A 25,557-nucleotide genomic window follows, 5' to 3' on the forward strand; every position below is an offset into this window, starting at 1 on the left:
ATTTGATAGATTCTGTCAAACGTTTTTTTCACAATAAGAAAATATGAACAACAAAAAGAGCTCAGCAAAGGCCAAGCTCTTCTTACGTACTAGTGATGATCACTGAGCAGCGTATTCTATTTATTTCGCAAGTTTCATGAGGTTTTCGTCTTCTCCCACGCTGTCCATACCGTAAATACATAGTACCCGGTCAAATCCATTCTCTTCCAGATAATCAGAAAGAGGAAGATTAAAGTAGCGAAGATCCAGATAATGGACTTCCTTGAAGGTATCCACCAGAAATGGCGACATGGCGTTGGCATTGCTGTCTTTCAGCACCAGCACCTTCTCGTCGTAGAGCGCATCTTCATTTCTGATTTCAATGAGGGGATCATTTCCGTTTAAGTAAGCTGCATACTTGTCTCTCGTGCTGAGCCTTTCCTCAAAGATGATCCGGTCCTCCTGGACTTCTGTAGCCGGATAATACACCTTCAGGTCAGTTCCCTCTGCTTCATAATAGATAAAGGGTTCGCTGCCTGCGATGTTTCCCCTGAACTTTGAATAGAAAGTTCCTTGGAATCCTTCCACCAGAACAGGTTCATAGGACGCAAGCTTTACAGGCTGAAGATCCATGCTCTCCATGAGCGCTTTGTACCCTTCATAGGCTCCCCGCTGAGTCCAGTGGTGATCTGTTCTGAAATATATACCTTCTTCCCGGTGAGGCAAAAGCACCTCGATGCCATGGGGTGCTCCAGTGGACGAAAGGTTCTTCATAATCTCTTCGTAATATCTTTCCTCCTTCAATGGGGTGTAATGCTTGGGAAGATTCTCCGTCAGCACCAGCTGGGAGGGAGGAACAATGAAGATGCCTATGGGCAGACTGCTTTCATCGTTTAAAGCGATCAGAGCATCCAGATTCTTTTTGAAGATGGTTTCCTTATAGTTTTTTGGCTTGCCAAAAAGGTATCCGTCTTTCCCATAGTAGATGCCATTATTTTCTTTCTTCTGAAGCAGGACCTCAAGATCCGACTTCAGATTGATGAAGTTCTCCCTCAGCGGAAACTGATCCTGGACAAAGGCTTCCAGACGCTCTGCCAGAACGCCGGATTTCAGAAGATCTTTGTCGATCTTCACCGTGGACGCCAGATATCTGTTTTCAAGATCCGAGAAAATCCGACGTGGAAGCAGAATATTGCCGATGAGGGGCACAAACAGAAGACCCAACAGGATGATGAGATATATTCTTTTGTTTTTTATCATAGCAATCTCCTAAAATCTGAAATAGAGGAACGGATTATATGCTCCATCCACGATGTAAGCCAGACAAAGAATAAATAGAACCCCTTCCAGTGCTGCAAAAATCACCTGGCTTCCTTTCTTCATCTTAAGCTTCCTGTAGGCTCTGTAAGGGTATGGAGTTGAGGCCACAACAAGAAGAAGCAGCAACAGACTGTATCGGGACGCATAAAAAGGAAACAGGCTGTCGCTGAAGGCATTCTGGAAAAGCATCGCTTTCAGGTACCCAAAAAGGTGCGAAAGGTCCTCCAGAGCGAACACCGCAAAACTGAGCCCCAGAATGGTCAGGGTATAGATGCGTCTTACTGCGGAGTTTGCTTTAGAAAGCACCTCCAGAAGAAATGTCTTCTCAAAAAGAAGAACAACCGCAAAAATCGCTCCCCACAACAGATAATTCCAGGCAGCACCATGCCAGAATCCTGTCAGGAGCCATACGATGGCGATGTTTCTAAGCGTCTTCACCTTCCCTTTGCGGTTTCCGCCCAAGGGAATATAGACGTACTCCCGGAACCAGCTGCCAAGGCTCATATGCCATCTGCGCCAAAACTCTGTAATACTCTGAGACGTAAGAGGATAATTGAAATTCTCCAGAAAGTCAAACCCAAAAATCTTTCCAAGCCCGATGGCCATATCGGAATAGCCGCTGAAATCAAAATAGATCTGAAAGATAAAGGCTGCCGCACCAAGCCAAGCGGTGACAAAGGACAGATCACCCACGGGGATCGACTTCACCTCTTCCCATAGCAGGCCGATACTGTTGGCAAGAAGAACTTTTTTGCCAAGGCCGAAGATAAACCGTTCGATCCCTTCTCTTAGGGTACGTTCTGTGATCTCTCGGTTCATGAGCTGCTTCTCCACGTCCTTATAAATGACAATGGGACCTGCGATGAGCTGGGGAAACATAGACACATAAGCGCCAAAGGTGATGAGATTCTTCTGAGCTTTCGTGTTGCCACGATACACATCAATGCTGTAAGACATGGTCTGAAACGTAAAGAAAGAGATGCCCACAGGAAGAGCGACTCTCAAAAGCGGGATCTCCCATCCGAACACAGCATTCATGTTGGTCAGGAAAAAATCCCCATACTTAAAAAAGCCCAAAAGTCCCAAATTGAGCGTTATAGAAAGTATAAGAAAAAATCTGGTCAGCACCTTATTTTCACGGAACTTCTCAATCATCAGTCCATTGGTGTAGTCGATGAGGATGGACAGAATCATCATGGTAATGTAGATGGGCTCTCCAAAACCATAGAAGATGAGACTGACCAGAAGCAGCAGCCCATTTCTGGCTCTTTTCGGTACAGTGTAGTAAAGCAGTAGGGTGATGGGCAGAAAGTAAAAAATAAAAGTGATACTGGAAAAAACCATCAGGAGCTCCTTATTTCTGTGAAAAAAAGCCTATACTCCCATATAAGCTTTTTTCTTCATTCATTCTCTATATTTTATTTGAAGAAATCCTGGAAGATTTCTTTGGCATCCGCTGAGTTTTCATGGATGATGAAAATTGCATACTTGCCGTTGGATTCCGCATAATAGTTCTTAGCGTTCTCATACTGGTCGGGAAGATACTGCTCAAAGCTCTTCTGAACATCTCCCGCTCTTTTTTCAATGGCCGCCATGACTTTCTCCATGTCTTTCACATCTTTCACTTTGAACACGGAGTGTTCCTGGGTCGTGACGTTCATCATTGGCACGTTGGCATCATATTCTTCCAGAATGGATGCGTCCAGTCCATAAAACTGCTGAAGGGTTTCAGCGTCCAGCTTGATCATAGAGCCATACTCCAATTTTTCTGTGACCTTCTGGGTGATTTCCTCCACCTTCACATTCACTTCTTCGTTTCCAGGTGTTTCTTCTGTTTTTTCTCCGCAGGCTGTCAGCCCAAGTACCATTATACTGGCTAAAACCAGTCCCAGTAATCTCTTTTTCATAAGATCCTCCAATATTTATTTATTCTTCTAGATACAAGATGTATTATACGGTGTCCTCTTCCATCCATGGGTTACAATGCCGTAACATCAAAGTGACAAAATTCTTTCCTGAAAATATTCCATAGGCTATGTTATACTATTTTCATAGTAAAAAAGACAAAGGAGTGTGTAACAGTGAAAGTTGGTTTTATTGGGCTTGGTATCATGGGTAAACCCATGGCGATAAATCTCATGAAGGCAGGTCACAGCCTCAAGGTCTACAACCGTTCTAAAGCAACCGTAAAGGAACTTGTGGCGTTGGGTGCAGAAGAGGCTTTATCCCATGGAGATGCGGCCGTAGGCGTGGACGCCCTCATTACAATGCTTCCAGACTCTCCAGATGTCAAATCTGTCATGATCGGCGAAGATGGGGTCGTGAACTACGCAAAAAAAGGACTTCTTTATATCGATATGAGCTCTATCCTTCCGGAGGTTTCCAAAGAAGTAGGCAATACCCTGAAAGAAAAAGGAATTGATATGCTGGATGCACCAGTATCTGGAGGCGATCTTGGCGCCATTGCCGGAACCTTGGCCATCATGGCAGGCGGTGAAGAAAGCGTCTTTCAAAGAGCCCTGCCGCTGTTTAAGGCCATGGGCAGCTCCTATGTCCTGGTGGGACCTCTTGGCAGCGGAAATACCACAAAGCTCACAAACAATATGATTGTGGCAGGAAATATTGCCATCCTTTCAGAAGCGCTGATGCTTTGCAAAGAGTCCGGTACAGACCTTACAAAAGTACTGGATGCCATCCGGGGAGGATCAGCTGGTTCTGCTGTTCTTGAAACTAAATCTCCGAAGATTCTAAAGAAAGACTATAAGCCTGGCTTTAAGATTGATCTTCACATCAAGGACCTGAAAAACGCACAGATTACTGGTGAGAAACTGGAGCTTCATATGCCCATTACAGATCTTGCCTCTTCTATGTATGAGACCCTAAGCAAGGAAGGTTTTGGCGACCTGGACCACAGCGCTCTCTTTACCTATTTTGAGAATAAGCATCATGAGAAGAATTCCTGATTCCTGGACGCAAACATTGGGCTCCAAGAAACATGCAGTGATGTTTCTGCTGCTTCTTGGATTCTTCACCGGAATGAGCTTTCTTTCAGAATCCTATGGGACCGGAAGCATCTGTCTCATCTATAACACCACCGGGGTTCCATGTCCTACCTGCGGGATGACCAGGTCTTACCTTGCACTGCTGCATGGGGATCTAAGCAGTGCATTTTTGTATCATCCTTTGTTTTTTCTGGTACCCGTTCTCTTCTATGCCTTTCTATACCAGAAAAAGAAACTGATGGTTGGACTTTTTTTCCTTTTTGTTCTTGTATACATATACCGTATGATTGTTTATTTCCCACATACAGAACCCATGCTCTATCATAGGCACTCCTTGTGGGGACGAATAATAAATTTATTGGGGAAGGTGTTTTAATTTGAAAAGAAATGTCGTCACTGCTATTATTTTCAGTATTCTTACCTGCGGAATCTATTCCATCATCTGGACCGTTTCTCTGAACAACGATGTACAGCGGATGAATGGGGATGAGGAAGACGGACTTTCTGTTCTCCTGCTCAGTATTCTCACCTGCGGAATCTACTTTCTCATCTGGAACTACCGAATGGGACAGCGGATTGAAAAAGCTGGGGGAAGAAATGAGGGCATCATCTACCTGCTTTTGGCAGTATTCCAGCTGAGTCTTGTTTCACTAGCCTTGATGCAGGTGGCTTACAATGACCTTCTGGACAGGGGTACTGGAGCCGGCAGCAGCTACTAATTGAGAAGCGTGGAGGAATTCTCCGCGCTTTTTCTCAGTCTATATAAAGGAGAACATTATGCGAATCTTTATTGATGCGGATGGATGTCCAGTGGTAAATGAAACCATTCGTCTGGCACAAAAATTGAATATCCCTGTTACTGTTGTGAAAAATTACGCCCATGAGCTGCAAAGCGAGTATGCAGAGATTGTCACCGTGGACATCTCAAGGGATGCCGCAGATTTCTACATCGCTAACCATCTGAAACATGAGGATGTACTGATTACCCAGGACTATGGCCTTGCGGCTCTTGCTTTATCGAAAAAATGTAAAATCCTGACTCAGAACGGACTTCTCATCACGGACCACAATATCATGAGGCTTCTGGATGCCAGGCATGTGAACCAGAAAATGAGGCAGACCAAAAAGATTTACACAAAGCACAAAAAAAGAACGGCTGAAGATGATGAACTCTTCAAATCCGCTCTGTTCAAGCTCCTGCAAGAAAACTAATTGCCTAAATTGCAGCTGAGGTTGATGTCCACCCGAAGATCATCATGACCCAAAAGCTCGCTGAACCGGTCAAAAAGAGCTCTTCTTAACGGCTCGTCCTCTTCCTGATTCACATGGGCTTTGTCAAAGAAAATCCCGGTGATTTTATCATTTCGGATATCCACACTGAACTTCCCTTTAAAGTCCTTGTAGGCTTCCCGCAGGTTATTCAGCACATCTTCCGTAGCATACATCAGATAGCGTTCCATCTGATAGGGTTTGATCTCTTCCTCATGGATGTGATTGTCTTTCAAAAAGCTGAAGTATCCTTCTTTGAACAGATCATTCATCGGTATCTCCAGAAGATAGTTGATTTTTACGACTGTACTCAATATTCTCACCTCTCCTATCATTTTAGCATGGAAATCTGAATGCCTCATGAATGACCTTTGAACCCTTTGTTTAGTTTATTGTCAATCTTATATTGAAAGGACTGAGTTCTATGATACGTTTTGGTACAGTTGGCACAGGTTTTATCACCGAAGCCTTCATCAAAGGCGCACACAAAAGCGGGGTTATGGAGCTATCCGCCCTCTACTCCAGAGATGAAGAAAAAGCCCGGAAGTTTCTTGATTCTATAGGTCTGAAGGTCCCGGTCTTTACCTCTTTAGAGGAGATGGCCTCCTCTCCGCTCATTGATGCTGCTTATATTGCAAGCCCCAATGCCATGCACGGCCCACAGGCAAAGATCTTTCTTTTGCATGGCAAACATGTGCTGGTGGAAAAGGCCGCCGCATCCAACAAGAAAGAACTGCAGGAAGTCCTGGACCTTGCAGAAAAAAATCACCTGGTCTTCATGGAAGCCATGAAATCGCTGACCATGCCAGCCTATGTGCTCCTGAAAGAGCTGCTGCAAGAGATTGGTCAGGTTCGGAAATACATCGGCAACTACTGCCAGTACTCCTCAAGATATGACAGACATAAAGCTGGTGAATTTGTGAATACCTTTCAGAAAGAGTTTTCCAATGGTTCCCTTCTGGATATTGGCATCTATCCTCTCTACATTGCAGTGGACCTTTTTGGAAGACCTGAGAAGATCTGTGCCCAGGCCACACTCCTTCCAGATGGAGGGGTGGATGGCTCCGGTTCCATTTTACTGTCCTATAAAGATATGGAAGCAGTGATTCTGCACTCCAAGATCAGTCATTCTTACCTGCCTTCCGAAATCCAAGGGGAAAAAGGCAGTATCCTCATCGACCGTATTGGAAGCCCCACAGAACTGACCCTCATCAGACGGTCCGGCGAAAAAGAAGTCTTCCGGCCTGAAACCTACGAAGAGGATATGGCCTATGAGGCACTGGAGTTTTCAGAAACCATCCGAAGGGGGGCGTCGTTCTCCTCAGTGAACAACAAGACCTTGGCACTGACCGTCCATGAAATCATGGATGAAGCAAGAAATCAGATCGGCCTTGTGTATCCCAGGGATCTGATCTGATCCAAACAAAAAAATCCCTATCAGAAAATGAAGTTCTCATTTTCTCATAGGGATTTTTCTGATGACACTCTTATACGAGAATAGCTGCAAAGACAGAGCCCAGCATACCCAGAAGGATTACAGCCGCAATGATCTTTGCCATAAGATCTCTTTTTTTGTACATTCTATTCCACCTCTTTTCTTATTCTATAAAGGTCACATTGGGTCTTCTATAATAAACAAATTGAGTGGAGGGCGCGGATGGAGAAAATTTATCTCCGTTGAGATCTTGATTGTTCCTCTTCAGAACGTTATTAAATGAGATCACAACTCTCCCTTCCGGAAGTCCTTCTGCTTTATATTGAACTCCTCCTGCATGGATAAAGACTTTATCCCCGTCAATTTCCCCAAGATAGATGCCGATATTATTCACTTTGCTGCCCTCAGGAATGATGGTAAATCCTAAATCTCCAGGCTGAAGCTCGTTCTCCATAATGGAAGTGGAGTTCTCCCAGATTTTTGTTGCCAGAGGACCTGCACTGCTGCTGCCCGCACTGAGTGCTTTTCCGCTGAGGTTATAATATACCCAGTCCACAAATGCAGCGGAGCCTAAGGGTCCTTCTGGTTTCCCGAGGTTCAGCGACTCCTGTCCCAAGGAATAGGGATGATTGATCATTGTTTGAGAAAGAGCGACGAGGCCTTTTCTTGAGACTGCTCCGTCTTCACTGAGAACTTCCACATACTCGCTGCTCCCCTCGTACTGAACCCGATGATCAAAGAAGAGCTCAAATAGGCCCTTCTGGTCCATAACAAAAATTGCCGCAACCAAAAATGCCATTACGAGAAGCCCCACCCACAATCTTCGTTTGCGGCGATTCCTCTTTCGTACTTCCTGTATTCTTTTCACCCGCTCATTGCCATGAAACTTCAGACGGTCTTCCACTATCTTCACCTGTACCTTACTTTACCACTGGATCCTATTAGAGCAAATTAAAAAAACCTGATTGCTCAGGTTCTATTCTACAGCGGATTTATTAACTTGTCTTTAAACTACTCTTGTGAACTTTTGAATTTTGGTCTGAAGATAATCATCCAGAGGACCACCAGGACAAGGAATGTGCTAAGTGCGGCAAGTAAAGCCTGAACATACACTTCCTGAGCGCTGAAAGAAGCTTGCTTCAGTTCCTCAGAAGCCATGACCACCTGAGAGGAAGCTTCTACCGAGCTAAGCAGTATTCCTGATATATATGCAACCCATCCCAAGGGGCTCACCTCCGTTTCTTGTTCCCATCTTAGCAAAATTTTTCTGCTTTTTTGTTAACGAAGGTTAAACATTCACAAAACGCCCCATAAACATTATGAGAACAGCTTTTGTCTGCACGGATAGAGGGTCCGGTCCGTCCTTGGTTTTTTTCGGTTCTTTGTGGCTGCAAGATGGTACTCCACCTGACAGAAAAGCTGCCTTTTTGAGCTTTTGTTCACCAGCACTGCATCAGCGTGTCGATCCTGACAGGCTTCACCATTCTTTCTGTAAATCACCATCCGCTTCCGGATGCTCTCCTTGGTATCTCCCCTATGGGCCATTCTTCTTCGAAGATCCCTTGGACCGCTGGCGATGTAGAAGATTTTCACCTTTTCGCCGTACATCTTCTTGAAAGCAAGTGCTCCATGGATCTCAATCACTGCAAACACGTCTCCCAGCTTTGTTTTATCTTCCACTTCCTTCTCAGATACCCCATACCAGTTCCCCGCATAGGCACTTGCTTCTACCTTCTTGGTCTGCTGAAAAGTTACTTCATCCACAAAATGGTAAGAAACGCCCTGGACTTCACCAGGACGGGGAAGTCTTGTAGTATGCGAAACCAGTTCTTTCATGCCTTTTTCCCTCAGATACTCCCCCACCAGTGTTTTTCCTGAACCTGAAGGCCCCATGACAATATAAATCAAGAGCTCTTCCCCCTTTATAAATCTTGAATGATTGTGAACACGTACAGTTCCTGATGACTGCAGTACAAAGACCATTTTTATTTTTCATCGGTTTTTGCTATAATGTGTTATTAAGAACTAGTATATCAAATTTTAAAAAATTAGGAGTTGATTTTTTTGGACCCGAGTTCGTGGCAGATTATTTTATTGGTGATTCTTGTGATTTTATCTGGATTCTTCTCCTCTGCTGAAACTGCTTTTACCGCAGCAAACCGTCTGAAGTTAAGACATATGGCAGAAGAAGGAAGTAAAAGTGCAAAAAGAGCGCTGAGACTGATTGAAAATCCATCCAAGCTCATCAGCGCACTGCTCATCGGTAACAATATCGTGAATATTTTTGCCTCCTCTCTGGCAACCCTTGTTGCCATTGATTTGTACGGCATTAGCGCTACCGGTATTGCCACCTCAATTTTGACCATTGTCATCATCATATTCGGTGAGATCACACCAAAATCATTTGCTACACAACATGCAGAAAAAGTATCTATGATGTTCTCTAAACCAGTGGGCATCCTCATGACCCTTCTTACCCCTTTTGTTATTATTTTTTACAGCATCTCCTCCTGGATCATCAGACTCTTTGGTGGAGATATCAGCCAGAGTCATCCTCTGGTCACAGAAGAAGAGCTGAAAACCATGGTGGATGTGGGCAGCGAAGAAGGGGTTTTTGAACAGGAAGAAAAGGAAATGCTTCATAATATCTTTGATTTTGGAGATCTGCAGGTCCGGGACATCATGGTTCAGCGAGTGGACATCACTGCTCTGGATGTGGATGCTACCTACGAAGAAGTTCTGGAGATTGTGAAGGATGAGCAATTTTCAAGATTTCCGGTTTACCGGGAGGACATCGATGACATCATCGGTATTCTTAACGTGAAGGATCTTCTGTTCCTCACCGAGGTAGAGAAACGAGGCTTCAAACTGGAGGACTACATCAGAGAACCTTACTTTGCCTATGAGTTCAAAAGAATCACAGATCTGTTCAAAGAACTGAAAAAGACCCGCACACATATCTCCATCATTCTGGATGAGTATGGCGGTACGGTAGGCATCGTCACCATCGAAGATCTTCTGGAGGAGATTGTCGGTGAGATTGATGATGAGTACGATGACGATAAAGAAACAGACATCGAAACCATCCGGAAGAATGAATATATGGTATCCGGATCTTACCGGCTGGATGAACTCAACGATCTCATCGGTACCGATATTGAATCAGAAGAGTTTGACTCCATCGGAGGTTATCTCATCGGAATCCTCGGTACTTTCCCCGCCAGTGGAGAAGTCATTGAAACAGATGGAATCCGCTTTGTGGTGGATGAAGTGGACAAAAACAGAATCAAAAAAATCCGTATGATCCTAAAGCCCAAACAAACTGAATTCTAGTATAAGAGGAAGCCTCACCGGCTTCCTTTTCATTTGAGCTGTAAAGCTTTTTTGAACTTTCTAACTTTTTGATGTAAACGTATTGACAAACTTATACGTACAGGTTATATTCGAAGTGACTCAACTTGTACGTATAAGTTAAAAATAAGGAGGATTACAATGGGAAAGTACACTGAAGATGCTAAAAAAATGCTCGAACTCATCGGTGGCAAAGAAAACATTTCGGCAGTCTCACACTGCGTGACCAGAATGAGATTTGTTCTGGTGGATCCATCCAAAGCAGACATCAAAGGGATTGAAGCCCTGAAAAGTGTAAAGGGAAGCTTTACCCAGGCTGGACAGTTCCAAGTGATCGTTGGCAATGATGTCGCAAACTTCTATAACGATTTTGCAGCGGTATCCGGCGTGGAAGGCGTATCAAAAGATGAAGCAAAACAGGCAGCCAAGGGAAACATGAACTTTGCACAGCGGCTTCTAGCGAATCTGGCTGAAATATTTGCCCCACTCATTCCTGCTCTTGTGGTCGGCGGTCTTATTTTAGGTTTTAGAAATTTCCTGGAAGCAGTGCCCATTCTTAATAATGGTCAAGATACCATCGTGTCCCAGTATCAGTTCTGGGCAGGAGTCAATCACTTCCTGTGGATCATCGGTGAAGCCATTTTCCACTTCCTGCCTGTAGGTATTACCTGGTCTGTGTCCAGAAAATTCGGTACCACTCAGATTCTCGGTATTGTATTAGGTATTACTCTGGTATCTCCTCAGCTTCTCAACGCTTATGGCGTTGCTGGCGGAGCCGAGATTCCTCAGTGGGACTTTGGATTCTTCCAGATCGATATGATCGGGTACCAGGCCCAGGTTATCCCAGCCATGCTGGCTGGGTTCACTCTGGTATACCTGGAGAAGTTCTTCAAGAAAATTGTGCCTGAATATCTTTCCATGATTCTTGTTCCTTTCTTTGCGCTGATTCCAACGGTTCTTCTTGCACACGTAGTGCTTGGTCCCATCGGCTGGGTCATCGGAGATGCCATCTCAGCAGTAGTATACGGTGGACTGACCTCCGCATTTGGATGGCTTTTTGCAAGTGTATTCGGATTCCTCTATGCACCTCTGGTCATTACAGGACTCCATCATATGACCAATGCCATCGACCTGCAGCTCATGAACGAGTTTGGCGGAACCAACCTCTGGCCAATGATTGCTCTTTCAAACATCGCCCAAGGCTCTGCAGTACTTGCCATCATCTTCCTGCATAGTGGTGACAAAGAAGAGCAGCAGATTTCTATCCCTGCAGCCATATCCTGCTACATGGGAGTTACAGAACCTGCCATGTTTGGTATCAACATCAAATACATCTATCCCTTTGTTGCTGCCATGACCGGGTCCGCTCTGGCTGCCATCGTTTCTGTCAGCTCCGGCGTAATGGCGAACTCCATCGGTGTGGGTGGTCTTCCTGGAATCCTATCCATTCAGCCTAAATATATGTTTATGTTCGGCATTGCTATGTTGATCGCGTTTGTAGTTCCAATCATACTGACCATCCTCTTCCACAAGAAGGGCATACTCAAAGGCAAAGGAATGGACCTGAAACTGAAGTATTTCTAAAAAATAAAAGGAGTGAACTCTCTTGATGAATTTTAACGACAAGGTCATCTATCAGATTTATGTGAAATCCTTTATGGATTCCAATGGCGATGGTCTTGGCGATATCGCTGGGATCACCAGCAGACTGAGCTATCTGGAGAAGCTGGGGGTAGATTACCTCTGGCTCACTCCTGTTTTTGTCTCCCCTATGAATGACAACGGCTACGATGTGGCAGACTACAGAAAAATCGATCCCTCCTTCGGTACCATGGAGGATCTGGAGAACCTGATAAAGGAAGCAAAAAAACGAGGCATGGGTATAATGCTGGACATGGTATTCAACCACACCTCCACCGCCCATGAATGGTTTCAGAAGGCTCTCCAGGGAGACCCAAAATACAAAGACTACTATATCTTCAAAAAAGGGCTAGACGGTGCTCCCCCCACAAACTGGGAATCTAAATTCGGCGGAAACGCCTGGGAATATGTGCCTCAGTTTGATGAGTACTATCTTCATCTCTTCGACAAGACCCAGGCAGATCTCAACTGGGAAAATGAGGAGGTCCGGAAAGAGCTTTATGATATTGTAAACTTCTGGCTGGACAAAGGTGTCAGCGGATTCCGGTTTGATGTGGTGAATCTCATTTCGAAACCGGAAACTTATGAAAATGATGACCTGGGTGATGGCAGACGTTTCTATACCGATGGACCTAAAATCCATCAGTTTCTGAAGGAGCTGAACCGGAAAAGTTTTGGCCAGAAAGAAGACTCTTTGACCGTTGGTGAGATGTCTTCCACGTCTCTGGAAAATTGTGTGAGATATTCGAACCCTTCCGAGAAGGAGCTCAGCATGGTGTTCAATTTCCATCATCTCAAAGTGGATTATGAAAAAGGAGACAAGTGGTCACTGAAGCCCTTTGATTTTCAGGAGCTGAAAGAAATCTTCGACCACTGGCAGACCGGCATGCAGAAGCATCAGGGAAATATGGCCCTCTTTTACAACAATCATGACCAGCCCAGAGTGGTTTCAAGATTTGGTCATGACAAGAAATACCATAAAGAATCCGCAAAAATGCTGGCCACCTCCATCCATATGCTCCGGGGTATTCCCTATATTTATCAGGGAGAAGAGTTCGGCATGACCAATGCCTATTTCACTTCCATTCACGAGTACCGGGATGTGGAAAGCACCAACTACTATGAAATCCTCCGAAAAGAAGGGCTTCCTGAAGAGCGGATCCTAGAGATTCTCCAGGCTAAGTCAAGGGATAATGGTAGAACCCCAGTACTGTGGAACGACGAGGAAGGACGTGGTTTTACAGAAGGCACTCCCTGGATTCCTTTTGCGAAGGGTCCTTCTGTCAGTGCAGAGAAAGATATGAAAGAAGAGGACTCCATCTTCGGTTATTATCAGAAGCTCATAGAGCTTAGAAAAACCAACCCAGTTATTCAGGAAGGCACCTATGAGATCCTAGAAAAAGACCATCCATCCCTCTTCTGCTATGTAAGAGCCCTGGGGGAGAAAAAGGTACTGGTGCTGAACAATTTCTATGACAAGGAAGAAGAATTCTCTCTCAATAGCCACGGTTTTCCTCCAGTAGATGAAAAGAAAGTACGTCTTTTACTGACAAACTACAATGAGCTCTGCATAAAAGATGAAAAAATCTGTCTGAGACCCTATGAATCTGTGGTAATTGGCGTTGAGCCTTAATACCTGAAGTGGTATGATGGATTGGGTGATATGTATGGCAAAGTATTCCGTATTGTACAATAAAATACAGAAGGATATCGAAGATGGACGCTTAAAACCAGGAGAACAGCTTCCCTCCGAAAAAGAACTGATGGATGAGTATGACCTCTCAAGGGACACGGTGAGAAAATCTCTCAGTCTTCTTGTCACGAACAATTACATCAGAAAGATCAAGGGGAAAGGCTCTTTTGTCCTGGAGATGAACAAGTTTGATTTTCCTGTGGCAGGTCTCATCAGCTTCAAGGAAATGGCGGCGAAAACTGGAATGACCAGCTATTCGACAGAAGTCATCCGGCTTCAGCTGCAAAAGGCTGCCACCTTTCCCACAAAAGCCTTGGATGCTCAGGAGATCCACTCCATTTGGGAGGTTATCCGAGTAAGGACCATAAACGGCAGGAGAGTCATACTGGATAAAGATTATTTTTATCAGGATGTGGTTCCAGAGCTGACAGAAGAAATCTCTTCCAACTCTATTTATGAGTATCTGGAGCAGAATCTGGGTCTTAAGATCGGTTTTGCGCAAAAGGAGATTGTCATGGAAAAAGCCACTGCAGAAGACCGCCTTTTATTGGACCTTCATGACTATGACATGGTCGCTGTGGTCAATACACTGGTCTACCTTGTGAACGGAAAACTGTTTCAGTTTACCCAATCCAGACACTGTCCGGATAAATTCAAGTTCATTGATGTGGCCAGAAGAAACACACCATAACAGAAGATAGAGAATAAGAAGATCCGAACCGGCATTTTATGAATGCCGGTTTTTTCTAGACCAGACGCAGAAGATACACTACAATAAGAACTATACAAAAGGAAAGGAGCAGCAGGATGGATCCCTTTTATGAAGAAGCATTAAAAGAAGCCCAAAAGTCCTACAGCCTCAGGGAAGTGCCTGTGGGCTGTGTCATTGTAAAAGATGGTCAGGTCATTGGTCGTGGACATAATACCATGGAAAAAGACCATGACCCTTCCTGCCATGCTGAACTCCAAGCCATAAAGGACGCAGGCAAATCCCTGAAGAACTGGCGTCTTACGGGCTGCACCCTTTATGTGACCTTAGAACCCTGCCTCATGTGTGCGGCAGCCATTAAGAAATCCAAAATCAGAAAGGTGGTCATCGGCGCCATTGAACCCCGGGAAGGAGCTTTTGGCAGTGTGCTTTCTGTCAATGATCTGCCACCTTATTATCATCATGTGGACTCCGTGTTCCTTCACGATGATGCATCACTAAAGCTCATCAAAAATTTCTTCAAGGAGCTTCGAAATGATTCAGCTATATAACAGAACAACAAAAAAACTGGAAGAAGAGAATGTACTGGGTGGGCGTTATTTGTCTCTTCTCTATGAAAAACCCTACGGAAAAGCTCTTCTTTTCTTTGTGAAAAGAAAATTCTTTTCTGCATTTTACGGTAAACTCATGAACACCAGATGGTCTAAAAAACTGATCCCCTCCTTCATGGAAAACAACGGACTGAATTCTTCAGACCTTCTGGATCCCCTTTCTTCGTTCCAGTCCTTTAATGAGTTCTTCGCCCGAAAACTGAAAAAATCTGCACGCCCTTTTGATGCAGCAGGTGACATCCTCATCAGCCCTGCTGATGCCAGGCTTCTTGTCTTTGAAAATCTCAGAAAAGATGCTGTACTGCAGGTGAAGGGGCTTACTTATGAACTGGAGGACCTCATAAAAGACAAAGACCTTGCGGATCTTTTCGACGGTGGGACAGTCCTAGTATTCAGACTCAACCCTCTAGATTATCACAGGTTTCATTTTATGGACAGCGGTACGCCAAAAGAGACGAAGTATATCGATGGGCTATACTACTCGGTGAATCCTGTGGCGCTGAAATCCATACCGAGGCTGTATATTGAAAACAAGCGTGCTTTGACACTTTTTGAAAGTATGCACTTTGGCCCTGTTCTTTATGTGGAAGTGGGTGCTACCAATGTGGGCAGCATCGTAGAGACCTATAGTCCCCACGTCTCTGTGGAGAAAGGTGCTGAAAAAGGGTACTTTAAGTTTGGAGGTTCCACTGTCATTTTATTTATTGCAAAAGATAGGGTGATGGTGGACCAGGATATTCTCGACTATTCGCGCCAGGGCATAGAAACTCGTGTGCTCTTTGGAGAGGCCATTGGAGAAAGAAAAAATTAAAGAACTGTTCACTTACTTTTTTTCTTTCCGATAGAAGTTAAGGCTAGAATTGAACTAAAAAGGTGGGATTATGTATGTATGGACTGGCTCTTGGCGGAGGTGGCTCCAGAGGTTCTTATGAAATCGGAGTTCTGAAAGCCTTACAAGAACTGAATATAGAGATTGGTGCCATTACAGGCACATCCATAGGTGCCATCAATGCTGCGGCTTATCTGATGAATGATTTTGCGCTGATGGAAGAAATCTGGATGTCTCTTAATAGAGATTCCCTCATAAAATTTGAATCACAGCTGGTCCCTGAGGTGATCCGGCAAAGAGGCTTCGACTTTGAGATTCTTCTCTCTCTTCTTCATGAGATTCTTGATGAAGAGACCATTCGAAAGCACCCCACGGATCTGGGCATTGTGACGTACAATCTGACTGCCCGGAAGCCTGTGGTGCTTTTTAAAGAAGAAATCCCCCAGGGAAAACTCATCGATTATGTGGCAGCCAGCGCAAATCACCCCAGTTTCCAGAGACTTCTTATTGATGGGGATGCTTATATTGATGGAGCAGTTTTTGACAATATTCCCGTACGGCCACTTTACGATAGAGGATATACCGAAATCATCGCAGTGAATCTCCATACTTTTGGAGACCGCAGAAACCTCAGCGGACCTTATCACCTCATCGAGATCGAGTCTGACAATCCTTTGGGATCCATTCTCTTTCCTGATCCGGAAACCATCCGGAATAATATGACCTACGGCTATCTCGACACACTCCGAGCTTTCAAAAAGCTTTACGGTGCGACCTATTACTTTGAACATCTGGATGATTTTGCCCTTCTTTCCTCTCTCAATGCGGAAGAAGTCAAAGCCCTCAAAGAAACCATTCATCCATTTTTCCTGAACAAAACCTTAGAAAAATATGAGAAGCTGCTCTTTACTGACTACTCTCTGGCTCAGGCAGCACTGGAGATCACAGCAGAAGCACTGGAGATCAGCCCGCTTAAAGTATACAGACATCAGGGCGAGCTTCTGGATGCAATATTCAGTAAAATCCAAGAAATGGTCCAGGGAGGAGACAAAATCCCATGGAAGGAAAGAGCTGTTTTTAAGGAACTCGATCCTGCCGCACTCACAGCTTTAGCTGTAACGAGTCCGAAACTTGCCATTGCCAATCTGTTTATCAAAATGATCCAAAATAGAATCTTAGGAGGTTCCTAGTGAAATTCATTGATTTAAGAAGCGATACTGTCACCCATCCTACAGAAAAAATGCGTCAGCTCATGGCATCAGCGCCTGTGGGGGATGATGTGTACGGAGACGATGAGACTGTTATAAAACTGGAAGAAGAAACAGCACGGATCCTTGGAAAGGAAGCTGCTCTTTTCGTTCCATCTGGTGTCTTTGGCAACCAGCTCTCCATCCTGACCCACACTGAAAGAACCAACGAAATCATTCTTGGTGAGAACTCCCATATCATTGCCCATGAGGCAGGCTCTGTAGCACTGATTTCAAACGTTCAGACCAGAACGCTGAAGGACGATCTGGGAGAACTGGATCCGAAAGAAGTGCAGAAAGCAGTCCGAAAAGGAGAAGACATTCATTTTCCAAAAACCGGACTCATTTGTGTGGAAACGGCGCACTCCACTGGAAACGTCGCATCACTGGAAAATCTTAAGAGCATCTCTGAGATTGCAAAGGCCTATGAGATTCCCGTTCATCTGGATGGCGCAAGGCTCTTTAATGCGGCAGCGCATCTTAAGGTGGATGCAAAGGAAATCGCCCAGTATGCAGACAGCATTTCTCTCTGTCTTTCAAAGGGTCTATGTGCACCTGTGGGCTCTGTGGTTTCAGGTTCAAAAGAATTCATTGCTAAGGCTCGCAAAAACCGAAAGATTCTAGGTGGAGGCATGAGGCAGGTGGGTATTCTCGCCGCTGCAGGTCTGGAAGCTCTGGAAATGAGGCATAGACTGAACGAGGATCATGAGAACGCCAGATATTTCGGCGAAGAGCTTCATAAAATCCCCGAAATCACGGTAAGACTTGATGAGATCAAGATCAATATGATTTTCTTCACCATCGATAAAGAAGGGTTCCAGGAATCAGATCTTGTAGAACATATGAAAGAGCATGGGATTCTCATGAACGGTAGTGATGAGGGAGTTTTCCGCTTTGTGACCCACTACTATGTCACAAGAGACAGGATAAACCAGGTTCTTCAGATCATTCGTGAATATTTTCAATAGAACTGTTTGAAAAGAAGGCTCAGTTATGGTATTATAATTGAGTCATGCAGTGGTAGCTCAGCTGGATAGAGTAACCGGCTACGAACCGGTCGGCCGGGGGTTCGAATCCCTCTCACTGCACCAATTCCAACAGTTTCAGAACTTCTGATTCTGTTGGTTTTTTATTTATAGCATCAAATTAACAGCAAGGTAAAAGGATAGCTTAATTGCTATCCTTAATAATTTAAAATATAGTTTTTTGAAACTGATAATGTGATTCAACAGCTTCTCTTAAACTTTACCTCAGCGAATCGATTTCAATATGAAAGAGAGGCATTATACATTCCTTTTGCATACAAATCTTCTTATTAGCTGCCGATAGGCATTTAAAAATACTTATGATTTATCTGAGAATTTACTTTTGACTTCTGCTCTCTCTTTTTCTGAAAGTACGCTACCTTCTTCTGCACTTCCTATATGGTACTCTACCGCCATATCCTTGGAAAAAAGCAATGATATCATATATCCCATACTTCTCATTGTGCAAAACATAAATGTAAACAACGACAAAAGCCAAAGATACAAGAGTATTTTCACAAATGTCTCAACTGTAAAACTGGTGTGTAAATACATAGCTAATGTTAGTACTACATTCGTAATACCGATTTTAATTGTGACAAATAGATATTTTTTAAATAACTCCTCGCCATCATTTTCAAATACGTATTTTACTAGTTTTGATTCATTTTTCATGCTCAAGATTACAGGCATAATTGCACCTAAAAAACCTATCACTATTGCATCGAAGCTTATCACTCCACCTAGAGCATCGTAAAGTTTTTCATTAGCAAGAAAATCTATTTCGAAACAATATAACAAGTAAACTAAAGCAATTGAGGTAATATACGGATAGAATCGTTCGAATATGTATTTAATCTTCTCCATTTCTTTTCCTCCTATTTATCAGATTTTAATGAAATCAAAATTTTCCCTTTCTTCTCTTCGTATGTTTGTATCATCTCATTCATAACATACTCGATTCCAAGTGTTTTTCGTTGCTCTAACTGAAATTGAATAATGTCGATAAAAACATCATCAAATAAGTCCACTACTTCAACATTAGTATCTTCTTCATCGCGAAGTGTTACTATCCCTCTAGTTACTATATCAGGATTACTCCTAATGTCATCAATTAACTGAATCGTTTCTTTTTTCCCAAGAAATCTTTCAGTTTTGATTATCTTTTCTTTATTATTCTCTTTAACAACTTGAACGTCCTTACCTCTTCCGACACCAATCGTTACGTTTCCAGCAACTCCTTTTAGTTTGAAAAAAGAATTAATTATACTAGCTAAAGGGCTTTTTGTTTCGGGGATTGCATTGGTTATATTGGCAAACGAAATTTCTATTTTCTTTCCATTTTGAATCAATTTATTTATGTTGTTACTATTCATTATGGGTTTTATAGTAATAAATCTATCTTTCAAAAAACTTGTTTTATTCAGTAACTCTTCTATTCTTTCGATAGATAACGAATATTTACTTCGTTGAATCATCGCAATTCCATTGGTTTCATCGTAAATTAGATTACAGTCATAGCCTAAATACTCATCCTCTTGGAGCTCTACATCTTCTGCATCCTCACCATTTTTTGATGTTTGTGGAATATTATACTCAGCTAGCCTATGGAGTCTTACTTTCCATATATCAGAAATTTCAAAATGACTTATATATTCAATCTTTGCCAAACATTTTGATAGCTCTATATGTTTTTTCAGTAATGTCTTTTTATCTATTGTGTCAGCCCAGTCGGTCATCGAAAATGCAGTCGGATTTCCCTCTCCATTTGTATAGTTATTTAATACTTGAAAATAGTTAAACTTAATATTTTTTATGTATGACATCCTAATAATCCCTCCTTCTTATTAACATGATAATACACAAAAACGTTTTCATTTGCAATGTGTGAAGGTTCAAAACTTTCTAAAAAGACTGAGACAGATATAACATTTTATTATAGAATAAAATATAAATTACGCACATATTATTTCTTTTTTCTTTATTCTATCACTGTTCATGTTTCTTCGATATTAAATATATGCCTCCAATACGATACCAGCCTCCTGATTGCTGTAAATCTTCACTTTAGCCCATCTTTCAGCTCATCCACTTTCGCACCTGTTGGAAACATCATGACGTTCAAGCCCACTGTGGCTTTTACAATCTTTCCTACAGCTTTGCTTCCTATGACGATGTGCTGATAACCACTGTTGCGTGTGTTGAGATTTTCATCGTAACTTTTGAAGCTTCGATGAGATACTCTTTTAGATAGTGAAGAAACAAGCACCAAGATAAAACCAAGTAATTTCGTCAATACTAAGTAAAGCTTTGGTGACAATCAGTTCGGCCGGGGGTTCGAATCCCTCTCACTGCACCATAGAATCCATGAAGTTTTATCTTCATGGATTTTTTGTTTTCCGTAAATCTGTTTTCTAAACATCATTTCCTGTACTTTAAATGAGAAAGATGAAGGTCCCCCTGTGGTAGAATACTCTCTAGTAGAATGATATGAAAAAGGAAGAAGACTATTGAATAAATTATGGACAAAAGACTTTAAAATCATCACCATCGGGTCCATCATCTCCATGCTGGGAAATTCTGTGGCTGGTTTTGCCATTGGACTTCTGGTGCTGGATCTGACAGACTCCACCCTCTTATTCTCACTTTTTATGGTGGTCTATAACCTGCCAAAAATCGTGGCCCCCCTTTTTGCAGGTCCCTATCTGGACCGGTTCTCCAGAAAGAAAATGATTTACACACTGGATTTTATGTCCGCCTTCATTTATGTGATCATGTTCTTTCTGCTTTATGTGAAGTGGTTCAATTACCCTGTGTTCCTATTCATTGTGCTCCTCATCGGAACCATTGACGGGGTCTATGCAGTAGCCTATGAAAGCTTTTATCCCAATCTTGTTTCGGAAGGGAATTTCTCCAAGGCATACTCCATTTCCAGTATGATTTATCCCCTGGCAAGCCTGATGCTCCCCATCGCTTCCATAGTGTATGAGAACTCAGGATCAGCGGCTCCTCTTTTTGCTTTCAATGCGGCAACCTTTTTCCTGGCAGCGATCTTTGAAACGCAAATCGGATATAAGGAAAACCACATCAAAGAAAACACAGATGATACCAAAAAAGGCTTTTCTTTTGTCTCCTACAAGGCTGACTTCAAAGAAGGTCTGGATTACATGCGTGCAGAAAAGGGACTCCTGGTCATCACCATCTACTTCTGCATCACCATGTTTGCTGGAGGCGGCCTTCATGTGCTTCACCTTCCGTTCTTCAAGAACAATCCGGAGCTTTTTTCAAACATCCCTCTGGTGAACTCCGTAACTCTCTACACCATCATCAGCAGTTTTGGTGTTCTAGGGCGGCTCATTGGTGGAATGATCCATTATAAATACCACTATCCGGTACCCAAGAAATTTCTGATTGCCCTATGCGTGTATACGAGCATTGCCTTTCTGGAAGCGTTCCAGCTCTACTTCCCAGTGGTGCTCATGGCAGTAAGCTTCTTCCTCATCGGGATTATGGGTGTCACCTCCTTTAATATCAGGATTTCTGCCACCCAGTCTTATGTGCCGGATGATAAAAGAGGCCGCTTCAACGGCACATTCCAGATGATTGTATCTGCTGGTAACATCTTAGGACAGCTTCTAGCTGGTTTTCTCGGAGAAATCTACCCAGAACGTCATGTCATCATAGGCCTCATGAGCATCAATATGCTGGCCATCTATTTCATCATGTACAGGAAACGGGAACACGTAAAAAAGATCTACAACAGAAGAGTCTAATCTTCTGCTGTAGATCTTTTCCTTTGTGGTTTCTTTATCTCTTTCAGTTCTTTTTCAATCCTTAGGATGTACTCATTCATCTTCTTCAGATCCTCTTGCAGCTCCACGGAGTTCACAACAGGCATCCCATCATGGTCCACCTCACCATAGACCTCTATGTCTATCATGGCTGTCAGAAGTTCTTCTGTCTGGTCTTTTGCTGTCCTCAGATATTTAAGAAGATCAATGATCTCATGTTCTTCGAAATGCACTTTTAATTCCCTCGTTTCTTTTTGATTCTATTCTAGCACGATTTCCCCAAGGAATCCTTCTTCGAAATATTTTAACGATGAACGGGAGCGTTTTGTGGTATATTGAAAGAAGCGATATCGGTTTTTATGGTATGGCAAAGCAATTATATTAACATCATAAAGGAGGACTTCTGGAAACAAGAAATCCAGAGATAACAGCGATGAATAAATTTAAGATTTTAACGGATTCCGCATGTGACCTACCCTTTGAACTACTGGAGCAAAATGACGTGGATGTCATCGGTCTTATTGTAAATTATAACGGGAAGGAGTATGTGGAAGACAACTGGAAAAGTGTCGACATAAGCAGCTACTATACCTCTTTAAAAGAAGGGGCTACCCCCACCACAAGCCAGATTACGCCAAACCGTTTTTATGACTATTTCAAGCCTTATCTGGAAAAAGGAATGGACATCCTCTATGTAGGATTTTCCTCCTCTCTCAGTGGCACCTTCAGTGCTGCAAATGTAGCAAAGGGTATGCTTCAGGAAGAGTTTCCGGATAGAGAGATTCTTCTCGTTGATTCCATGTGTGCTTCCGCAGGCTTTGGTCTTCTGGTGCTAAAAGCAGCAGAACTCAAAAGAGAAGGGTATGCCCCAGCGGAGATTGCACAGAAACTGGAAACCTTGAAATATAACATCAATCATATTTTTACTGTGGACGATCTCAACCACCTGAAGCGTGGGGGAAGAATCTCTGGCTTCTCTGCCACCATGGGCACCATGCTTTCCATAAAACCCATTCTCTATATGAGCAAGGAAGGAAAGCTTCTGAATATTGATAAAGTAAAAGGAAGAAAAAAATCTATCCATGCACTGGCTGAGTATCTGGAAAAAGGAAAAACAGAGGATCTGACAAAAACAGTGCTCATTGCTCATGGAAACTGCGAAGAAGATGCAGCTCTTCTTAAAAATCTCATTCTGGAAAAGAAACTTTCCGATGAAGTCACCGTGGTTCCACTGGGTATGGTCATCGGTGCCCATACCGGCGCCAATGTCATCAATATGGTCTTTTTCGGAAAAGACCGTGAAGAAACCGTAAAAAAATCATAGAATAACCCCTGGGGCTCCAACGGAATGTATCGGAGCTCCAGGGGTTTTATCCTCTCTACTTATACTTCTTCTGCATATATGCTGATGAGGTTCTTCAGAACCGCCACAGCTTTTTCCATGGATTCTACAGAAATAAACTCAAATCTTCCGTGATAGTTTTCTCCACCTGTAAAAAGGTTCGGACAGGGGAGTCCCATATAAGAAAGCTGAGCGCCATCGGTGCCTCCACGGATGGGCTTAATAATAGGTTTTACACCAGCCATCTCCATGGCTTTTTTTGCATGTTCAATGAGATACATGTGAGGCTCCACCATGGTTCTCATGTTCTTATACTGATCTTTGATCTCTACAGTAACAGTTCCCTCTCCATACTTCTCATTGAGGACAGATGCCGCTTCCATCATCTTCACCTTTCTTCCTTCGAAGGTATCCTCAAAGAAATCACGGATGATGTAGTACATAGACGTCTCCTCCACATCCCCCTCTATATCATTCAGGTGGAAGAATCCTTCATACCCTTCGGTATGCTCTGGTGTGTCCTTTCTGTCGAAAGCATCTGCGTATTCCATGGCCACAAAAATAGAGTTCTTCATCTTGTCTTTCGCTGTTCCAGGATGAACATTTCTGCCCTTCACTGTCACCTTGGCTGAGGCTGCATTGAAGTTCTCATATTCCAGCTCTCCCACAGGTCCACCATCCATGGTATAGGCAATCTCGGCACCAAAGGCCTCTACATCAAAATGATGGGGACCACGGCCAATCTCCTCATCTGGCGTAAATGCCACATGAAGATCTCCATGTGGAACTTCAGGGTTATGGAACAGATATTCCAGAACTTCCATGATCTCTGCAACTCCTGCTTTATCGTCTGCCCCAAGAAGAGTAGTTCCGTCTGTCACCAGCAGGTTTTCTCCCACATATTCTTTCAGCTGAGGAAAATCAGATTCTTTCATGACAATCTGAAGCTCCTCGTTGAGCACTATATCTCCACCTTCATAAGGAAGAATTCGAGGATTCACATTCTTTCCGCTCATATCCGGTGAGGTGTCCACATGAGCCAGCAGGCCTAGCTTCTTTAGATTTTTACCGGTATTGTTTCTTAAAAATCCGAAAAGATACCCATTCTCATCTAAAGCAGTCTCCAGCCCCAAGGCCTCCAGTTCTCTCTTCAGCTCTTCCACGAGGACTCTCTGTCCCTCAGTGGAAGGTACAGTTACACTGTTTTCGTCTGATGTGGTTTCATACTTTACGTACTTAATCAGTTTGTCTACAACGCTCATTTTACTCCCTCTTTCTTTTATATTCTTCTTATAGTATGACAGATTCCTGTTTTCTGGTCTAGAACGTCGGCTTATAGATCCGTCTTCTGTCCAGGGAGAAAATATTCTCAGATATGCTGCCAGGCTCCAGATCCCGAACCGCCAAGGTGAAATCAAACACCCGGGCATCGATCATATCAATATGGTGAAGAAGCTCTGCTTCCAGAAACATCGGTTTCACAGGACTTCCATACTCAGGCTCGTAGTGATGGGAAAGAATCATGTGCTGCAGAAGCATTCTTTTTTCTTCCGGGGTGTTCAGGCGATCACATATTCTGTCCACATTTTTGACCCCAAGGCTGATATGCCCCAGAAGATTCCCTTCCAAAGTGTATTCCTTGACAATGCCCAGCTCTGAAGAATCCATCTCATTGATTTTTTCAAGATCATGAAGAATGATCCCCGCAAAGAGAAGGTCTGTGTTCACGGCAGGATACACTTTTGAAATCTGATCCCCAAGCTTCAGCATGGTGAGAACATGGTAAAGAAGACCGGATCTTATGGCATGGTGATTTCTTTTTGCTGCTGGATAAAACATCAGTTTATCCTTCTTTTCTTCGAGGGCCATCTGAACCACCTGCTGAATATCCTGATCTCCAATTCTTTGAAGATATCCTTCGATGTCCCGGAGCATATCGGTGTTCTTAAGCGGAGCGGATTCCACGAAATCCTCCGGTATTACACCATCTTCTTCTGAAGCTTTTCTAATTCTGTCCACTTTGAACTGGTTGTTGTTCATATAGCTTGTCACAGTTCCGCGAACCTTTACCAGATCTCCTTCAGTAAAATATGTTTCAATATCTTGAGGAACTTCCCAAAGCTTCCCTGAGATCTCTCCTGTTTTATCTCCAAATATAAAGTCCAGATACTTTTTGTCGTTTGAGTTTGTTGTCTTCAAATCTACTCTTTTAATAATAAAATAACAATCCACACGATCGCCCACAGCTAAATCGCGGATTTTCTTGCTGCTAAATTCCATTTCTTTCTCCTTCAATAAAAAATAGGGTATAAT

General features: G+C 43.2%; 28 protein-coding genes and 1 tRNA gene. 16 read left to right on the forward strand and 13 right to left on the reverse strand.

Annotated features, from left to right (window positions below; all coding sequences use genetic code 11):
* Window positions 1-120: 120 nt before the first annotated feature.
* The 3 genes from DEF30_RS04120 to DEF30_RS04130 form a co-directional block, all read right to left on the reverse strand.
* Window positions 121-1,239: a DHHW family protein gene (locus DEF30_RS04120; RefSeq protein WP_294096780.1), complete on the reverse strand. Its 1,119-nt coding sequence runs from the start codon at window positions 1,237-1,239 to the stop codon at window positions 121-123.
* Window positions 1,240-1,248: 9 nt separating this feature from the next.
* Window positions 1,249-2,643 carry an MBOAT family O-acyltransferase gene (locus DEF30_RS04125; RefSeq protein WP_294096781.1) on the reverse strand — a complete coding sequence of 465 codons (1,395 nt, stop codon included), beginning with the start codon at window positions 2,641-2,643 and terminating at the stop codon, window positions 1,249-1,251.
* A 74-nt stretch (window positions 2,644-2,717) separates the two neighbouring features.
* The gene (locus DEF30_RS04130) at window positions 2,718-3,206 is read right to left on the reverse strand and encodes a DUF4358 domain-containing protein (protein ID WP_074912323.1); all 489 of its coding nucleotides are present in this window, start codon (window positions 3,204-3,206) and stop codon (window positions 2,718-2,720) included.
* Between the two features lie 174 nt (window positions 3,207-3,380).
* On the opposite strand from DEF30_RS04130, the gene DEF30_RS04135 reads away from it, so the two are divergent.
* From DEF30_RS04135 to DEF30_RS04150, 4 genes are read left to right on the forward strand one after another with little or no spacing between them, the layout of a single operon-like run.
* Window positions 3,381-4,262, forward strand: coding sequence for a 2-hydroxy-3-oxopropionate reductase (locus DEF30_RS04135; RefSeq protein WP_366409352.1), 882 nt, complete (start codon window positions 3,381-3,383; stop codon window positions 4,260-4,262).
* A complete protein-coding gene (locus DEF30_RS04140; protein WP_294096786.1) occupies window positions 4,246-4,677 on the forward strand; it encodes a DUF2752 domain-containing protein in 432 nt (143 codons plus the stop codon). Before DEF30_RS04135 ends, DEF30_RS04140 begins: the two co-directional genes overlap by 17 nt.
* Before the next feature lies 1 nt (window position 4,678).
* Window positions 4,679-5,020, forward strand: a complete 342-nt coding sequence (locus DEF30_RS04145) for a DUF4234 domain-containing protein (protein ID WP_294096788.1) — start codon at window positions 4,679-4,681, stop codon at window positions 5,018-5,020.
* 58 nt (window positions 5,021-5,078) lie between these two features.
* Window positions 5,079-5,513 carry a DUF188 domain-containing protein gene (locus tag DEF30_RS04150; RefSeq protein WP_294096790.1) on the forward strand — a complete coding sequence of 145 codons (435 nt, stop codon included), beginning with the start codon at window positions 5,079-5,081 and terminating at the stop codon, window positions 5,511-5,513.
* Here DEF30_RS04150 and DEF30_RS04155 read toward each other — a convergent pair.
* Window positions 5,510-5,884, reverse strand: a complete 375-nt coding sequence (locus DEF30_RS04155) for a hypothetical protein (protein ID WP_294096792.1) — start codon at window positions 5,882-5,884, stop codon at window positions 5,510-5,512. The two genes, DEF30_RS04150 and DEF30_RS04155, sit on opposite strands and share 4 nt — an antisense overlap.
* A gap of 110 nt (window positions 5,885-5,994) precedes the next feature.
* Between DEF30_RS04155 and DEF30_RS04160 the strand changes: the two genes are divergently transcribed.
* A complete protein-coding gene (locus DEF30_RS04160) occupies window positions 5,995-6,987 on the forward strand; it encodes a Gfo/Idh/MocA family oxidoreductase (RefSeq protein ID WP_294096795.1) in 993 nt (330 codons plus the stop codon).
* A gap of 181 nt (window positions 6,988-7,168) precedes the next feature.
* Here the strand turns inward: DEF30_RS04160 and DEF30_RS04165 are convergent, their stop codons facing one another.
* The 3 genes from DEF30_RS04165 to DEF30_RS04175 all read right to left on the reverse strand — a co-directional run bounded on the left by DEF30_RS04165 (window position 7,169) and on the right by DEF30_RS04175 (window position 8,913).
* On the reverse strand, window positions 7,169-7,909 hold the full coding sequence (locus tag DEF30_RS04165) for a hypothetical protein (RefSeq protein WP_294096796.1): 741 nt from the start codon (window positions 7,907-7,909) through the stop codon (window positions 7,169-7,171).
* Between the two features lie 107 nt (window positions 7,910-8,016).
* Window positions 8,017-8,229: a hypothetical protein gene (locus DEF30_RS04170; protein ID WP_294096798.1), complete on the reverse strand. Its 213-nt coding sequence runs from the start codon at window positions 8,227-8,229 to the stop codon at window positions 8,017-8,019.
* 93 nt (window positions 8,230-8,322) lie between these two features.
* On the reverse strand, window positions 8,323-8,913 hold the full coding sequence (locus DEF30_RS04175) for a hypothetical protein (RefSeq protein ID WP_294096800.1): 591 nt from the start codon (window positions 8,911-8,913) through the stop codon (window positions 8,323-8,325).
* A 156-nt stretch (window positions 8,914-9,069) separates the two neighbouring features.
* Here DEF30_RS04175 and DEF30_RS04180 point away from each other — a divergent pair, with 156 nt between their 5' ends.
* The 9 genes from DEF30_RS04180 (at window position 9,070) to DEF30_RS04220 (ending at window position 18,177) form a co-directional block, all read left to right on the forward strand.
* Window positions 9,070-10,338, forward strand: a complete 1,269-nt coding sequence (locus DEF30_RS04180; protein WP_294096801.1) for a hemolysin family protein — start codon at window positions 9,070-9,072, stop codon at window positions 10,336-10,338.
* A 159-nt stretch (window positions 10,339-10,497) separates the two neighbouring features.
* A complete protein-coding gene (treP, locus tag DEF30_RS04185) occupies window positions 10,498-11,940 on the forward strand; it encodes a PTS system trehalose-specific EIIBC component (RefSeq protein WP_294096803.1) in 1,443 nt (480 codons plus the stop codon).
* Window positions 11,941-11,965: 25 nt separating this feature from the next.
* The gene (gene treC, locus DEF30_RS04190) at window positions 11,966-13,630 is read left to right on the forward strand and encodes an alpha,alpha-phosphotrehalase (protein ID WP_294096919.1); all 1,665 of its coding nucleotides are present in this window, start codon (window positions 11,966-11,968) and stop codon (window positions 13,628-13,630) included.
* A 34-nt stretch (window positions 13,631-13,664) separates the two neighbouring features.
* A complete protein-coding gene (gene treR / locus DEF30_RS04195; protein WP_294096808.1) occupies window positions 13,665-14,381 on the forward strand; it encodes a trehalose operon repressor in 717 nt (238 codons plus the stop codon).
* 116 nt (window positions 14,382-14,497) lie between these two features.
* Window positions 14,498-14,950, forward strand: a complete 453-nt coding sequence (locus DEF30_RS04200; RefSeq protein WP_294096810.1) for a nucleoside deaminase — start codon at window positions 14,498-14,500, stop codon at window positions 14,948-14,950.
* Entirely contained in the window at window positions 14,934-15,821 is an 888-nt protein-coding gene (locus DEF30_RS04205) for a phosphatidylserine decarboxylase (RefSeq protein WP_294096811.1), read from the forward strand. Before DEF30_RS04200 ends, DEF30_RS04205 begins: the two co-directional genes overlap by 17 nt.
* Window positions 15,822-15,895: 74 nt before the next feature.
* Window positions 15,896-17,029 (forward strand): patatin-like phospholipase family protein, encoded by a 1,134-nt coding sequence (locus tag DEF30_RS04210; protein ID WP_294096812.1) that lies wholly within the window; start codon window positions 15,896-15,898, stop codon window positions 17,027-17,029.
* A complete protein-coding gene (locus DEF30_RS04215; RefSeq protein WP_294096814.1) occupies window positions 17,029-18,054 on the forward strand; it encodes a GntG family PLP-dependent aldolase in 1,026 nt (341 codons plus the stop codon). Before DEF30_RS04210 ends, DEF30_RS04215 begins: the two co-directional genes overlap by 1 nt.
* A gap of 46 nt (window positions 18,055-18,100) precedes the next feature.
* A tRNA-Arg gene (locus DEF30_RS04220) sits at window positions 18,101-18,177 on the forward strand.
* Between the two features lie 252 nt (window positions 18,178-18,429).
* Here DEF30_RS04220 and DEF30_RS04225 read toward each other — a convergent pair.
* From DEF30_RS04225 to DEF30_RS04235, 3 genes are all read right to left on the reverse strand, one after another.
* The gene (locus tag DEF30_RS04225) at window positions 18,430-18,978 is read right to left on the reverse strand and encodes a hypothetical protein (protein ID WP_294096816.1); all 549 of its coding nucleotides are present in this window, start codon (window positions 18,976-18,978) and stop codon (window positions 18,430-18,432) included.
* 11 nt (window positions 18,979-18,989) lie between these two features.
* Entirely contained in the window at window positions 18,990-19,937 is a 948-nt protein-coding gene (locus DEF30_RS04230) for a DUF6731 family protein (protein WP_294096818.1), read from the reverse strand.
* A 236-nt stretch (window positions 19,938-20,173) separates the two neighbouring features.
* Window positions 20,174-20,407, reverse strand: a complete 234-nt coding sequence (locus DEF30_RS04235; protein WP_294096821.1) for a hypothetical protein — start codon at window positions 20,405-20,407, stop codon at window positions 20,174-20,176.
* A gap of 214 nt (window positions 20,408-20,621) precedes the next feature.
* Here DEF30_RS04235 and DEF30_RS04240 point away from each other — a divergent pair, with 214 nt between their 5' ends.
* Complete coding sequence (locus DEF30_RS04240) at window positions 20,622-21,884, forward strand: MFS transporter (RefSeq protein ID WP_294096822.1); 1,263 nt, start codon at window positions 20,622-20,624, stop codon at window positions 21,882-21,884.
* On the opposite strand, the gene DEF30_RS04245 is transcribed toward DEF30_RS04240, so the two are convergent.
* Complete coding sequence (locus DEF30_RS04245) at window positions 21,881-22,135, reverse strand: hypothetical protein (protein WP_294096823.1); 255 nt, start codon at window positions 22,133-22,135, stop codon at window positions 21,881-21,883. The genes DEF30_RS04240 and DEF30_RS04245 overlap by 4 nt on opposite strands.
* 200 nt (window positions 22,136-22,335) lie before the next feature.
* Between DEF30_RS04245 and DEF30_RS04250 the strand changes: the two genes are divergently transcribed.
* Window positions 22,336-23,226 (forward strand): DegV family protein, encoded by an 891-nt coding sequence (locus tag DEF30_RS04250; protein WP_294096825.1) that lies wholly within the window; start codon window positions 22,336-22,338, stop codon window positions 23,224-23,226.
* Window positions 23,227-23,285: 59 nt separating this feature from the next.
* Here DEF30_RS04250 and pepT read toward each other — a convergent pair whose 3' ends face one another.
* Both pepT and DEF30_RS04260 read right to left on the reverse strand, forming a co-directional pair.
* Window positions 23,286-24,506 carry a peptidase T gene (pepT, locus tag DEF30_RS04255; protein ID WP_294096827.1) on the reverse strand — a complete coding sequence of 407 codons (1,221 nt, stop codon included), beginning with the start codon at window positions 24,504-24,506 and terminating at the stop codon, window positions 23,286-23,288.
* A gap of 58 nt (window positions 24,507-24,564) precedes the next feature.
* Window positions 24,565-25,524 (reverse strand): HD domain-containing protein, encoded by a 960-nt coding sequence (locus DEF30_RS04260; RefSeq protein WP_294096829.1) that lies wholly within the window; start codon window positions 25,522-25,524, stop codon window positions 24,565-24,567.
* Between the last annotated feature and the right edge of the window lie 33 nt (window positions 25,525-25,557).

It is taken from the genome of Proteiniclasticum sp. (assembly GCF_003514505.1).
GTDB lineage: Bacteria > Bacillota > Clostridia > Clostridiales > Clostridiaceae > Proteiniclasticum.

What these genes read in the sequence shown, in the direction of transcription:
- DEF30_RS04210 (WP_294096812.1), top strand. Translation starts at nt 15,896, where the DNA reads ATGTATGGACTGGCTCTTGGCGGAGGTGGCTCCAGAGGTTCTTATGAA.
- DEF30_RS04140 (WP_294096786.1), top strand. Translation starts at nt 4,246, where the DNA reads ATGAGAAGAATTCCTGATTCCTGGACGCAAACATTGGGCTCCAAGAAA.
- DEF30_RS04120 (WP_294096780.1), bottom strand. Translation starts at nt 1,239, where the DNA reads ATGATAAAAAACAAAAGAATATATCTCATCATCCTGTTGGGTCTTCTG.
- DEF30_RS04250 (WP_294096825.1), top strand. Translation starts at nt 22,336, where the DNA reads ATGAATAAATTTAAGATTTTAACGGATTCCGCATGTGACCTACCCTTT.
- treR (WP_294096808.1), top strand. Translation starts at nt 13,665, where the DNA reads ATGGCAAAGTATTCCGTATTGTACAATAAAATACAGAAGGATATCGAA.
- DEF30_RS04125 (WP_294096781.1), bottom strand. Translation starts at nt 2,643, where the DNA reads ATGGTTTTTTCCAGTATCACTTTTATTTTTTACTTTCTGCCCATCACC.
- DEF30_RS04150 (WP_294096790.1), top strand. Translation starts at nt 5,079, where the DNA reads ATGCGAATCTTTATTGATGCGGATGGATGTCCAGTGGTAAATGAAACC.
- DEF30_RS04160 (WP_294096795.1), top strand. Translation starts at nt 5,995, where the DNA reads ATGATACGTTTTGGTACAGTTGGCACAGGTTTTATCACCGAAGCCTTC.
- DEF30_RS04230 (WP_294096818.1), bottom strand. Translation starts at nt 19,937, where the DNA reads ATGTCATACATAAAAAATATTAAGTTTAACTATTTTCAAGTATTAAAT.
- treP (WP_294096803.1), top strand. Translation starts at nt 10,498, where the DNA reads ATGGGAAAGTACACTGAAGATGCTAAAAAAATGCTCGAACTCATCGGT.
- DEF30_RS04200 (WP_294096810.1), top strand. Translation starts at nt 14,498, where the DNA reads ATGGATCCCTTTTATGAAGAAGCATTAAAAGAAGCCCAAAAGTCCTAC.
- DEF30_RS04205 (WP_294096811.1), top strand. Translation starts at nt 14,934, where the DNA reads ATGATTCAGCTATATAACAGAACAACAAAAAAACTGGAAGAAGAGAAT.
- treC (WP_294096919.1), top strand. Translation starts at nt 11,966, where the DNA reads ATGAATTTTAACGACAAGGTCATCTATCAGATTTATGTGAAATCCTTT.
- DEF30_RS04130 (WP_074912323.1), bottom strand. Translation starts at nt 3,206, where the DNA reads ATGAAAAAGAGATTACTGGGACTGGTTTTAGCCAGTATAATGGTACTT.
- pepT (WP_294096827.1), bottom strand. Translation starts at nt 24,506, where the DNA reads ATGAGCGTTGTAGACAAACTGATTAAGTACGTAAAGTATGAAACCACA.
- DEF30_RS04225 (WP_294096816.1), bottom strand. Translation starts at nt 18,978, where the DNA reads ATGGAGAAGATTAAATACATATTCGAACGATTCTATCCGTATATTACC.
- DEF30_RS04260 (WP_294096829.1), bottom strand. Translation starts at nt 25,524, where the DNA reads ATGGAATTTAGCAGCAAGAAAATCCGCGATTTAGCTGTGGGCGATCGT.